The organism is Shewanella algae (assembly GCF_009183365.2).
Taxonomy (GTDB): domain Bacteria; phylum Pseudomonadota; class Gammaproteobacteria; order Enterobacterales; family Shewanellaceae; genus Shewanella; species Shewanella algae.
Genome location: NZ_CP068230.1, coordinates 676,465 through 688,376 on the forward strand (window position 1 = coordinate 676,465; position 11,912 = coordinate 688,376).

The 11,912-nt window shown below is 51.4% G+C and carries 12 protein-coding genes; 11 read left to right on the forward strand and 1 reads right to left on the reverse strand.

The genetic code is table 11. From position 1 onward, the window contains the following. Positions 1-4 precede the first annotated feature (4 nt). The 11 genes from mutL to E1N14_RS03220 all read left to right on the forward strand — a co-directional run bounded on the left by mutL (position 5) and on the right by E1N14_RS03220 (position 10,634). Complete coding sequence (gene mutL / locus E1N14_RS03170; protein ID WP_062793740.1) at positions 5-1,867, forward strand: DNA mismatch repair endonuclease MutL; 1,863 nt, start codon at positions 5-7, stop codon at positions 1,865-1,867. Then, entirely contained in the window at positions 1,860-2,786 is a 927-nt protein-coding gene (miaA, locus tag E1N14_RS03175) for a tRNA (adenosine(37)-N6)-dimethylallyltransferase MiaA (protein WP_082813124.1), read from the forward strand. The genes mutL and miaA overlap by 8 nt, the downstream gene beginning before the upstream one ends. An 87-nt stretch (positions 2,787-2,873) precedes the next feature. Next, positions 2,874-3,149, forward strand: a complete 276-nt coding sequence (gene hfq / locus E1N14_RS03180; protein WP_025011327.1) for an RNA chaperone Hfq — start codon at positions 2,874-2,876, stop codon at positions 3,147-3,149. A gap of 20 nt (positions 3,150-3,169) precedes the next feature. Continuing rightward, entirely contained in the window at positions 3,170-4,477 is a 1,308-nt protein-coding gene (gene hflX, locus E1N14_RS03185; protein WP_062793742.1) for a ribosome rescue GTPase HflX, read from the forward strand. A 35-nt stretch (positions 4,478-4,512) separates the two neighbouring features. Continuing rightward, positions 4,513-5,652 (forward strand): FtsH protease activity modulator HflK, encoded by a 1,140-nt coding sequence (gene hflK / locus E1N14_RS03190; RefSeq protein ID WP_025011326.1) that lies wholly within the window; start codon positions 4,513-4,515, stop codon positions 5,650-5,652. 3 nt (positions 5,653-5,655) lie between these two features. Beyond that, positions 5,656-6,579 (forward strand): protease modulator HflC, encoded by a 924-nt coding sequence (hflC, locus tag E1N14_RS03195; RefSeq protein WP_025011325.1) that lies wholly within the window; start codon positions 5,656-5,658, stop codon positions 6,577-6,579. 378 nt (positions 6,580-6,957) lie between these two features. Beyond that, entirely contained in the window at positions 6,958-7,548 is a 591-nt protein-coding gene (gene petA, locus E1N14_RS03200; protein ID WP_025011324.1) for a ubiquinol-cytochrome c reductase iron-sulfur subunit, read from the forward strand. Further along, positions 7,548-8,765, forward strand: a complete 1,218-nt coding sequence (locus E1N14_RS03205; RefSeq protein ID WP_025011323.1) for a cytochrome b — start codon at positions 7,548-7,550, stop codon at positions 8,763-8,765. Before petA ends, E1N14_RS03205 begins: the two co-directional genes overlap by 1 nt. Next, positions 8,762-9,457 (forward strand): cytochrome c1, encoded by a 696-nt coding sequence (locus tag E1N14_RS03210; RefSeq protein WP_025011322.1) that lies wholly within the window; start codon positions 8,762-8,764, stop codon positions 9,455-9,457. Before E1N14_RS03205 ends, E1N14_RS03210 begins: the two co-directional genes overlap by 4 nt. 95 nt (positions 9,458-9,552) lie before the next feature. Further along, the gene (gene sspA, locus E1N14_RS03215; RefSeq protein WP_025011321.1) at positions 9,553-10,182 is read left to right on the forward strand and encodes a stringent starvation protein SspA; all 630 of its coding nucleotides are present in this window, start codon (positions 9,553-9,555) and stop codon (positions 10,180-10,182) included. Further along, positions 10,182-10,634: a ClpXP protease specificity-enhancing factor gene (locus tag E1N14_RS03220; RefSeq protein WP_025011320.1), complete on the forward strand. Its 453-nt coding sequence runs from the start codon at positions 10,182-10,184 to the stop codon at positions 10,632-10,634. Before sspA ends, E1N14_RS03220 begins: the two co-directional genes overlap by 1 nt. 44 nt (positions 10,635-10,678) lie before the next feature. Here E1N14_RS03220 and E1N14_RS03225 read toward each other — a convergent pair whose 3' ends face one another. Further along, positions 10,679-11,809, reverse strand: a complete 1,131-nt coding sequence (locus tag E1N14_RS03225) for a GGDEF domain-containing protein (RefSeq protein WP_025011319.1) — start codon at positions 11,807-11,809, stop codon at positions 10,679-10,681. Positions 11,810-11,912: the final 103 nt, after the last annotated feature.

Genomic DNA, 11,912 nt, shown 5'->3' on the forward strand with positions numbered 1-11,912 from the left:
AGAAATGGCAATTCAGATATTACCCCCACAACTGGCCAACCAGATTGCGGCGGGCGAAGTGGTAGAGAGGCCGGCCTCCGTCGTGAAGGAGCTGGTGGAAAACAGCCTGGATGCCGGTGCAACCCGAGTCGATATTGAAATCGATAAGGGCGGCGCCAAGCTTATTCGAATTCAGGACAATGGCGGCGGTATCGCCAAGGAGGAACTGGCACTGGCGCTGTCCCGTCACGCCACTTCCAAGGTGCATACACTGGACGATCTTGAAGCAATTCTCAGCTTTGGCTTTCGAGGCGAGGCGCTGGCCAGTATCAGTTCGGTTTCCCGTCTGACCCTGACATCTCGCACGGCCGAACAATCCGAGGCCTGGCTTGCTTACGCCGAAGGCGCGGATATGGGGGTCAAGATACTGCCTGCGGCTCATCCAGTGGGTACCAGTATTGAAGTGGTCGATCTCTTCTTCAATACCCCGGCGCGCAGACGTTTCCTCAAGAGTGACAAGACAGAATTCACCCATATCGATGAGTGGCTGAAAAGGATTGCGCTGGCCAGGCCGGAAATTCACCTGACTTTGAAACACAATTGCAAACAGGTGCGCAACTATCGTCCGGCAGAGAATGAAGCCCAATATCTGCAGCGTCTGGCTCAGGTTTGTGGTCGTCCGTTTGCCGAGCAGGCGTTGAAGGTGGAATGTCAGCATGACGACATGCGCCTCAGTGGCTACCTGCAGTCACCCTGGCAAGTTGAGCCTTGTGATACTCACTATTTTTATGTCAATGGCCGCCTGGTCAGAGACCGTTTGGTGAACCATGCGGTCAGGCAGGCCTTTGCCGGTTTGGCCGAGTTGGAACAACCCGGCTATGTGCTGATGCTGGAGCTGGATCCCCACCAGGTAGATGTCAATGTGCACCCGGCCAAGCATGAGGTGCGTTTCCATCAGGCCAGATATGTGCACGATTATATTCTGCAGGCCTTGAGCTCTGCCCTGCAGCAAGCGCAGCAACTGCCGGTCGATGACGTTAATCCGCATTTAAGCCAAACAGATTATGCTGCGCCCATTGACGCGCGTTCAGACGCCGCTGGCACAAGCTTCACCCAAGGTGGGACGACTGATAGCAGCCGTGCCGAGCCGAGTTTTCGCGAGCCCGAGTCAAGCGGCGGCAGCGCTGGATATCAAAGCCAATATAGCGGCAACGCCCCTTTAGGTGGCAAGGCATCGGGTTCATATTCTGGGGGTAATCCCCGTCAGGGAGCCGCTGCCCCGTCCAAGTCGGCCATCAGCAGTTATGGCGCTTTATTGTCGACGCCTGGCGTGGTCAATGAAGCAAGCCCAGAAGCTAAGATGACCGTCATGCCGCCTCTGCTGGATGGCGAGCATTGGGTGTTGGTCGAAGATGAGCAACTTAAACTGCTCAAGGTGAAAGCTGCTGCCAAGCGATTGAGATATATTGAGATTATCGCTCGCATCCCTACCGGGCTGACTGGTCAGCCCCTGTTGATGCCGGTTGCTGTGGATGCCGACCCTGAATGGCCGGTATTGCTGGAGGAAAGGGCGACTCTGCTGAGGCAGCTAGGGCTGGATCTCAGTATTCGTCATTCGCAGTTGATAATCAAAAAAGTGCCCCCATATCTGAGGGACACGCAGCTGGCGAGTTTGATCCCTGAGCTGCTGCAATGGCTCAGATTTGAGCAGCCCCAGGAAGCGGCCTTGGCCAATTGGCTGGCGCAGAGCAGCTTAAGTAGCTTTGTTTCGGCACCATTGATATGGCAGGGGATCTCTGCATTGGACGAGCAAGCTCGACAAGAAATTTTACAGCTGGCCAAGGTATTGCCCTGGCAGCAATGGTTGGAAGAAGAAGGCAGTGAGTAAGGCGAAACAGCCAAGAGTGCTGACATTGATGGGGCCCACTGCCTCAGGAAAAACAGCGTTGGCGCTGGAACTCGCCGAACATCACAACTGCGAGATCATCTCGGTAGATTCGGCACTTATCTATCGGGAAATGAATATAGGCACGGCTAAGCCCAGCGCGGAAGAGCTGGCTCGCGGGCCGCACAGGCTGATAGATATCCGTGATCCCAGCGAAAGTTATTCAGCTGCCGATTTTCGCAGCGATTGTCTGCGGGAGATTGAGCAGATAATCAGCATGGGAAAAACCCCGCTTTTGGTGGGTGGTACCATGTTGTATTTTAAAGCATTATTGGAAGGCTTATCGCCACTTCCCAGTGCCGATGAGGCGATAAGGGCTCAGATACAGCAGGAAGCCGAGCAGCAAGGCTGGCAAATGCTGCATCAGGAGTTGGCGCGGATTGACCCGGTTTCGGCCGCACGCATTCATCCCAATGACCCACAGCGACTGGCTCGGGCACTGGAGGTATATCGTATCAGCGGTAAGAGTTTAACTGAGCTGACTCAATCCAAATCTCCTGAGCTTCCCTATGATGTGGTGCAGTTTGCCATTGCGCCACAGGAGCGCAAGACGCTGCATGGGCTGATTGAGACAAGATTTATGCAGATGCTGCAGGCCGGATTCACAGACGAAGTGGCCAAGCTGAAGCAAAGGGGCGATCTGCACCTGGATATGCCCTCTATGCGATGTGTTGGATATCGTCAGTGTTGGCAATATCTGGAGGGTGAATTTGACCATGATACTATGGTCGAAAAAGCCGTCGCTGCTACTAGGCAATTGGCAAAGCGTCAATTAACATGGTTGCGAGGATGGCCAGAGTTGAATTGGCTGGAGAGCGGGGCGCAAGGGAATATAGTTCAGCTTATACGCCACTGCCGCTAGCTTAATAGCCCTTGCTGTATAATACTCAAACCGAACAAGAAAGCTTTTTGTTAGATTTTATATAAATTAAAAAAAGGAAATAAAAACATGGCTAAGGGGCAATCTTTACAAGACCCATTTCTGAACGCACTACGCCGTGAGCGCGTTCCTGTTTCCATCTACCTGGTCAACGGTATCAAGTTGCAGGGACAGGTGGAATCTTTTGACCAGTTCGTTATCTTGCTGAAAAACACGGTTAGCCAGATGGTATATAAGCATGCCATTTCAACTGTTGTGCCTTCTCGTCCATTCAACGTGAGCAATCACCAGGGCGGCGGCCAGCAGGGCTATAACTCGCAGCATGATGATAGCAGCGAACAGTAATAAGTTAAGGAGTTCACTTCTTGTTTGATCGCTATGAGGCGGGAGAAACTGCAGTACTTGTTCATATCGACTTTTCCGACGAAGACAGCCGGGAAGACCTTCTCGAATTGCAACTCTTGGTCGATTCGGCTGGAGCACGTTCGGTAGGGGTGATAACAGGAAGCCGCCGGACACCTGACCGAAAGTTTTTCTTGGGGACGGGAAAGGCGGAAGAACTGGCAGCTTTGGTAGCTGCGACCGAGGCAAATGTGGTGATCTTCAACCACGCATTGAGTCCTGCACAGGAAAGAAATCTTGAAATCCTGTGTCAATGCCGGGTGTTGGACAGAACCACGCTTATCCTCGATATCTTTGCTCAGCGGGCCCGTACCCATGAGGGTAAGTTGCAGGTGGAGCTAGCGCAGTTGCGCCACATGTCGACTCGCCTGGTACGGGGCTGGACTCACCTTGAACGTCAAAAGGGCGGGATAGGTTTGCGCGGCCCCGGGGAAACCCAGCTGGAAACTGACCGGCGATTGCTGCGGGGGCGAATCAAGTCCATCAATCGTCGTTTGGAAAAAGTGGACAAACAGCGGGAACAAAGTCGCCGGGCCAGACAGCGAAGCGACTTGGCTACTGTGTCACTGGTCGGTTATACCAACGCCGGAAAGTCCACTCTATTCAACGCTTTGACAACATCGGAGGTCTATGCCGCCGATCAGTTGTTTGCGACCCTGGATCCGACGCTGCGTAAGCTGGAGTTGGACAACGGCGCCGTATTTTTAGCCGACACTGTGGGGTTTATTCGTCATTTGCCCCATGAGTTGGTGGCGGCGTTCAAGGCGACATTACAGGAAACCCGCCAGGCTGACCTCCTGCTGCACGTGGTGGACTGCGCCGACGACAATATGAATGACAACTTTGAGCAGGTGCAAGAAGTGCTCAAAGAGATTGAGGCCGATAAAATTCCGCAGCTTCTGGTCTGCAACAAGATAGATCTGCTGGAAGAGATAGGCCCAAAAATAGATTTCGACCCCGAAGGCCGGCCATACAGAGTATGGATTTCGGCCCAAAAAGGGTTGGGACTGGACCTTCTCAAGCAGGCGGTGGATCAACTGACCGCTGCCACTATAGTTGAGCTTAGCTTGAGAATACCGGCAATGGCCGGACATTATCTTGGCCAGTTTTATCGACTGGATGCGATACAGCAGAAAGAGTATGACGACCTGGGGAACTGTATCTTGTCTATTCGTTTACCACAGCCGGACTGGCATCGGCTGGTTAAACAGAGTCAAGGTGAGTTGGAAACCTTTATCCTCGAACCCGAGATTGATAAAGTAGTTTGTTAATAATCTCGTTTATTCATCCACTTATGGAGAGTTAAATGGCTTGGAACGAGCCCGGTAACAAGGGTAATGATCCTTGGGGAAACAAAGGTGGCAACGACAAGGGGCCACCGGATCTGGACGATGTATTTCGCAATCTGACCAAACGCTTTGGCGGCAAGGGCAACGGTGGTTCTGGCTTCAGCATGGGGACTCTGGCCATAGTTGCAGGTATTGCCCTGGCAGTATGGGGTTTTTCCGGTTTCTACACTATCAAGGAAGCGGAGCAGGGTGTCGTGCTGCGTTTCGGTGAACATGTCGGCGAAGTTGGTCCCGGCCTGCACTGGAAAGCCACTTTTGTCGATTCGGTTTTACCGGTAGATGTCTCAACGGTTCGCTCTATTCCTGCTTCCGGCAGCATGCTGACAGCCGATGAAAACATGGTCGTGGTTGAACTCGATGTGCAGTACAAGGTGAAAGATGCCTACCAGTATCTGTTCAGTGCCGTTGATGCCAACTCGAGCCTGCGTGAAGCTACCGACAGTGCGCTGCGTTATGTCATAGGTCATTCAAAAATGAATGACATTTTGACCACAGGGCGTGCCAAAGTTCGTGACGACACCCGCGCCGAGATTGAACGTATTATCGCGCCTTACAACCTGGGACTGCAGATTGAAGACGTTAACTTCCTGCCGGCCAGACCGCCTGAAGAGGTGAAAGATGCCTTCGATGACGCGATTTCAGCGCAGGAAGATGAGCACACTTATATCCGTCAGGCCGAAGCTTATCAGCTGGAAATTGAGCCCAAGGCTCGTGGTCAGGTGGAACGTATCAAGCAGGACGCCCGTGCATACAAAGAACGTGTTATCCAGGATGCCGAAGGCGCCGTGGCCAAGTTCAACAAGCTGCTGCCCGAGTATAAGCAGGCCCCTGAAGTGACTCGCGATCGCCTCTATATCGATGCGATGCAGCAGGTGTTCAGTGATACCAATAAGGTACTGATTGATGCCAAGAATAATGGCAATTTGATGTATCTGCCACTGGATAAGCTGATGTCTCAGGAAGGCAAGTCTAAACCCAAAACTGAACAGGAACCCGAGCAGCAAGTGGATGCCGTCAGTAGTCAAAGAAACACTAACAGCAGCAGTTTCAACGGACGCATGTCCCGCGAAGAGCGTATGCGTCAGGGAAGGGAGTAAACCATGAGCAGATTCGTACTCATTATTATTGCCCTGCTGGCGGTCGTTGGTGTGTCTTCGCTGATGGTCGTCAACGAAGGGGAGCGCGCTATTGTTTCCCGCTTTGGTGAAGTGTTGAAAGATAAGGTCGACGGTAAAATGGTGCCCCGAGTCTATGGCCCGGGTCTCAACGTTAAGATCCCGTTGATCGACAAAGTCCGCTATATGGATGCCCGTATCCAGACTCTGGATGGCGCCGCCGACCGCTTTGTGACCTCTGAGAAGAAAGACCTTATGGTCGACTCTTATGTCAAATGGCGGATCAAAGACTTTGAAAAGTACTATCTGGCTACAGATGGTGGCAACAAGTCCAAGGCCGAGTCACTGTTGCAGCGTAAGATTAACAGTGACCTGCGTACCGAGTTCGGTAAGCTGACCATTAAACAGATTGTTTCCGGTACCAGTGAAGGCAGCACAAGCTTGTCTGAGAGCAGCAGTCGTGATGACCTGATGCGTATTACCCTGGAAAATGCTGCCAAGAGTGCTGAAGGTCTGGGTATAGAAGTGGTCGATGTCAGGGTGAAGCAGATCAATCTGCCATCCAACGTTAGCCACAGTATCTTCCAGCGGATGCGTGCCGAGCGTCAGGCGGTAGCCAAGAAACACAGGGCAGAAGGTAAGGAAGCGGCTGAGAAAATCCGTGCACTGACCGATGCCGACGTGGTTGTGACTCTGGCCAATGCCCGTCGCGATGCAGAGAACATCCGCGGTGAAGGCGACGCCATTGCTGCCAAGATTTACGCCGATGCTTATACCAAGGATCCTGAATTCTTCAGTTTCCTGCGTAGCCTGGAGGCCTACAAGGCCAGCTTCGCCGGTAAGTCTGATGTCATGGTGTTGGAGCCGGACAGCGAATTCTTCAAATACATGAAGCAAAAAGGCAAGTAATTGCACTGCTTGAAAGACCCGGACTGGTTCCGGGTCTTTTTTTATCTTTTTCTCGGCTTGATGCGAAAGTCACAGAATTATTGGCATTAATGTGTAAAGCCAAAATATACTGTTAATAGTCAATTGGTTATGTTTTAGCTATGGTTAAATTACTCTCGAGATGCTCAGATTTTGTAGCCTAAATCTGCTGTTTTTTTAACCCTGCCTGCTAAAAAACTGTAATCTCCCTAACCAACTTGTGTCTTTTGACTATGATCTGCTTCTAATTTTTCGCTATAATGAGCCCCGCCTCAAAATTCGACTTTTCCCTTTAGTGAGAACTAAGAGGCCTAAAGTCTTGAAAAACAAAAATTCCAACACCCTCTGGGAGATAAGTGGATGAGCAATGCGCCAGTCGATACCGGACGTCGCAGATTCCTGACAGCTGCAACCGCCGTAGTGGGCGGTGCTGGTGCCGTCGCTGTAGCGGTTCCCTTTATAAAGTCATGGAATCCGAGTGCCAAAGCGAAAGCTGCAGGTGCGCCGGTAGAAGTAAATATCAGTAAGCTAGAACCAGGTCAGCTGATCCGTGTGGAATGGCGTGGCAAACCCGTATGGATTGTCCGCCGTACTGAGGAAGTTCTTAACGAGCTCCCAACCCACGATGACAGACTGCGGGACCCGGCTTCTGACGAATTACAGCAGCCTGATTACGCCCAAAATGGCGTACGTTCGATTAAGCCTGAGTACTTTATTGCCGTAGGTATTTGTACTCACCTGGGTTGTTCACCTACTTACCTGCCAGACTCTTTCTCAGAGCAGGTTGAAGGTGTGACTTCAGGTTTCTTCTGTCCATGTCACGGTTCCAAGTTCGATATGGCCGGTCGCGTCTTCCAGGGCGTACCTGCTCCACTGAACCTGGTGATTCCTCCACATCAATACATTGATGATGGTAACGTGCTCATCGGCGTAGACCAGGGAGCTGCATAATGGTTAAGAATATAATTGACTGGATCGATGCGCGTATCCCTATGACGGCAACTTATAACCGCCATGTTGGTCAGTACGCCACCCCCAAGAATTTTAACTTCTGGTATTTCTTCGGCTCTCTGGCACTGTTGGTTCTGGTAAACCAGCTGCTGACCGGTATCTGGCTGACCATGAACTATGTGCCTACCGCCGAAGGCGCATTTGCCTCCATCGAATACATCATGCGTGATGTCGAGTACGGCTGGTTGCTGCGTTACATGCACTCCACCGGGGCCTCGGCCTTCTTTGTGGTGGTTTACCTGCATATGTTCCGTGGCCTGCTCTACGGTTCTTACCAGAAGCCTCGTGAACTGCTGTGGCTGTTCGGTATGTTGATCTTCCTGGTGCTGATGGCCGAAGCCTTTATGGGTTATCTGCTGCCATGGGGCCAGATGTCCTACTGGGGCGCTCAGGTAATTATCTCACTGTTCGGTGCTATTCCGGTTATCGGTGATGACTTGACCCTGTGGATCCGTGGTGACTATGTGATCTCAGGTGCAACCCTGAACCGCTTCTTCGCTCTGCACGTTATCGCGTTGCCTCTGGTACTTGTGGTACTGGTATTCCTGCACCTGATTGCGCTGCATGAAGTGGGTTCCAATAACCCGGATGGTATCGAAATCAAGAAGAACAAAGATGAAAATGGCTGGCCTGTCGATGGCATCCCATTCCATCCTTACTTCACTGTAAAAGATATCATGGGCGTTGCCGGCTTCCTGATTGTCTTCTGTTACGTGCTGTTCTTTATGCCTGAAGGTGGTGGTTACTTCCTCGAGAAGCCTAACTTCGAAGCTGCTAACCCAATGAAGACGCCTGAGCATATCGCGCCTGTATGGTACTTCACTCCGTTCTACGCCATCTTGCGGGCCGTACCGGACAAGCTGGGTGGTGTAGTTATGATGGGTCTGGCGATTGCCGTACTCTTTGTTCTGCCATGGCTGGATCGCTGTAAGGTCAAGTCGGTTCGCTACCGCAGCATGATTCACAAGCTGAACATTGCTCAGTTTGCTGTGTCCTTTATCGTCCTGGGTTACCTGGGTGCGGTACCTGCGACACCAACACTGACCATTGTTGCCCGAATCTTTACTTTCACTTACTTCGGTTTCTTCCTGCTGTTGTTCATCTACAGCAAGAGTGAAAAGACCAAGCCAGTACCAGAAAGGGTGACATTCAAATGAAAAAGTTATTGATTGCTTTGGTTGCCTTTGTGCCTGGTATGGTGTCTGCCGCCAGCGGTCACAATGTGCACCTGGAAGATGCCAATATTGATCTGACCGATAAAGAGTCGCTGCGTCGTGGTGTGGAGCTGTTTCAAAACAACTGCGCCGGTTGTCACAGCACTCAATATCAACGTTACCAACGTGTCGCCGAAGATCTGGATATTCCTGTCGATGAGATGCGCAAGCTAATCCACACAGATGCCAAGATCGGCGAGCTGATGGAAAACTCGATTGAAACCAAAGATGCGGCCAAGTGGTTCGGTGCCGCGCCACCGGACCTGACTCTGGTAGCCCGTGTCCGTGGTGAAGATTGGGTATATTCCTACCTCAAAGGGTTCTACAAAGACCCAAGTCGTCCTTTCGGCGTGAACAACACTGTGTTCCCGTCAGTCGGTATGCCGCATGTGCTGGAAGGCCTGCAAGGTATGCCGGTTAAGCAGGAAGATGGCAGCATCACCGTCAGCGGTGGCAGTCTGTCTGCAGAAGAGTACGATCAGGTTGTTCGCGACCTTACCGGTTTTCTGGTTTACTCGGCTGAGCCGGTTAAACTAGAGCGCGAAAACCTGGGTAAATGGGTACTCGGCTTCCTGTTCATATTCTTCGTGATCGCATACCTGCTCAAGAAAGAATATTGGAAGGATGTACACTAACCCTTAGAAAGGGGTAGAATATATTATCCGCATAATGTAAACGGGGGGCATTGCCCCTCGTTTACATTTGTTTTTTTCAATTCCGGAGGGTATCAATGGCTGTTGCTGCCAATAAACGCTCTATCATGACCCTGTTCTCAGGTGCCGATGATCTCTATAGCCATCAGGTTCGCATCGTATTGGCTGAAAAAGGGGTAACTGTTGATGTGTTGCAGGTGGATCCCAATGATATGCCAGAGGATCTGCTGGAACTCAACCCTTACAACTCAGTGCCTACACTGGTAGACCGTGAACTGGTGTTGTACGAAAGCCGTATTATCATGGAGTATCTGGACGAGCGCTTCCCGCACCCGCCGCTGATGCCCGTTTACCCAGTTTCCCGTGGTCAAAGCCGTCTGATGATGCATCGCATCGATACGGACTGGTATTGCTTGGTCGACCGTATCCGTAAGGGTGACCGCGCCGATGCGGCCCGTAAAGAGTTGCAGGAAAGCCTGCTGTCTATCGCGCCTGTGTTTGCCGAAATGCCTTACTTCATGAGTGAAGAGTTCGGTTTGGCTGACTGTTATCTTGGCCCCTTGTTGTGGCGTCTGCCAGTGCTGGGTATCGAACTGGATAACCGCGCGGGTAAAGACATCAAAGCCTATATGAACCGTATTTTCGAGCGTGAGTCCTTTAAGGCCTCTCTGACCGAAGCCGAGCGCGAAATGCGCATGGGTATCTGATGAAAGATTTGACCCCAAGTCGTCCATATCTGCTTAGAGCTTACTATGAATGGCTGATGGATAATCAGCTGACTCCACATCTGGTAGTGGATGCCACTGTGCCAGATATTCAGGTACCGCTGCAGTATGTTAAGGATGGTCAAATAGTACTGAATGTCGCCGGCAGTGCTGTCGGTGGCCTGCAGCTCGGCAACGAGTTTGTCGAGTTCAATGCTCGTTTCGGTGGTGTGCCACAGCAAGTGCTGCTGCCTATGGCTTCTATCGTTGCCATCTATGCCCGTGAAAATGGTGCCGGCACAGTATTCGATATGGAAGATGCCTATCTGCTTGAAGAGGGTGAAGAATCACTGCTGAATGTGGTTGAAGAGGTTGAACAGCCACGGACTGAAGCCGAAACTGAACCTACAGCAGACAAGCCCAAACGGCGTGGCCACCTGACTTTGGTTAAATAAAGCCGGGTTGACGCTTCAGCTACAGCATTGCAAAAAGCCAGTCACTATGACTGGCTTTTTCTTTTCAGTGGCTGCAATACCGCGCCTGCCAGCTCCACTCGGTTACGACCATTTATCTTGGCCTGATACAGAGCCTTGTCAGCCTGTTTGAGTGCCTCGCTTGCACTATCTCCAGGATCGAGAGTTGCCAGGCCAACAGAAGCTGTCAGTTGTAGGTAATGACTTTGATATTCCAGGCCTTGTTGTCTGAGGGACTCAAGGAGTTGCTCGCCTCTTTGCTGCAGGGCCTGAGTCCCGGTTTCATCCAGCCTCAGCAGTAAGGCAAACTCTTCCCCGCCTATTCTGGCCAGTCGCTCCTGAGGCTTGAGCGCTTTCTTGAGCAGCTTACTGACATGAATAAGGGCGACATCGCCGGCATCATGGCCAAAGTTATCGTTTATCTTCTTGAAGAAATCCAGATCCAACAGGGCAAGCACCCAGCAGCCCGGCTGCTCTCTTTGCAGTGCGACTTGGCGCATGAATGCGCGGCGGTTAAGCAATCCGGTCAAGGTGTCTGTGTCGGCCTGATGTTGCAGTACCAGCTCGGCGCGCTCGGCATACATTTCGCTGATCAGCAGTATGGCGCAGGAGCTGATAATACATGAGCAGATCACCAAGGCCTTTAAAATGGCCAGAGTGTGTGTAGAAAGCAGGGCGATATCAGGGTGGGATGGCCAGCCGTGCAGCTCAAAGAAGCTGAACAACCCCAGATTGGCTAACATCAGGATCAGGATGGAACGCCATTCACGGATCTCAAACAGTACAACCAACATGATGGCAAACAGCAGGTAATAGCTGTGGATTTTGATACTGGTACCTTGGGCCGTCATTAAAGCTGTGGCGGCATCGGCCATCAACAGCAACATTAAACACCACCTGGCGGCAAAGAACTTTCCTTTGTAGTTGAGCAGTAACACCAGAGGCAGCAGGGCAACAAAGGGCAGCTGATTCAAGCCGGAAAGAATAAAGCCTTGGTTACCGCTGATATAAAAACCCAAAATAAACAGCAATATAGTTGTTACGGAAACCAGTACGCCCAAGTTGACCTGAATGACTTTGCGCTCCCGGGTCTTGATAGCACATCTATCACACCCCAGCATCAGCAAAAAATTCAGCAACCTGGTCATATTGGGCATAGGCAAAGCACTTTTATAAGCCACTCGAAATATCAGCTTAATTCAAACCCAGTTGTTGAACCAGTCTTGGCGACAGATAGCAGCGGATTGCCGGTGAAGTTTG

Bases quoted from the DNA above. Each gene is read 5' to 3' on its own strand.
- mutL (WP_062793740.1), top strand. From the start codon at position 5: ATGGCAATTCAGATATTACCCCCACAACTGGCCAACCAGATTGCGGCG.
- hfq (WP_025011327.1), top strand. From the start codon at position 2,874: ATGGCTAAGGGGCAATCTTTACAAGACCCATTTCTGAACGCACTACGC.
- hflK (WP_025011326.1), top strand. From the start codon at position 4,513: ATGGCTTGGAACGAGCCCGGTAACAAGGGTAATGATCCTTGGGGAAAC.
- hflC (WP_025011325.1), top strand. From the start codon at position 5,656: ATGAGCAGATTCGTACTCATTATTATTGCCCTGCTGGCGGTCGTTGGT.
- petA (WP_025011324.1), top strand. From the start codon at position 6,958: ATGAGCAATGCGCCAGTCGATACCGGACGTCGCAGATTCCTGACAGCT.
- E1N14_RS03205 (WP_025011323.1), top strand. From the start codon at position 7,548: ATGGTTAAGAATATAATTGACTGGATCGATGCGCGTATCCCTATGACG.
- E1N14_RS03210 (WP_025011322.1), top strand. From the start codon at position 8,762: ATGAAAAAGTTATTGATTGCTTTGGTTGCCTTTGTGCCTGGTATGGTG.
- sspA (WP_025011321.1), top strand. From the start codon at position 9,553: ATGGCTGTTGCTGCCAATAAACGCTCTATCATGACCCTGTTCTCAGGT.
- E1N14_RS03220 (WP_025011320.1), top strand. From the start codon at position 10,182: ATGAAAGATTTGACCCCAAGTCGTCCATATCTGCTTAGAGCTTACTAT.
- E1N14_RS03225 (WP_025011319.1), bottom strand. From the start codon at position 11,809: ATGCCCAATATGACCAGGTTGCTGAATTTTTTGCTGATGCTGGGGTGT.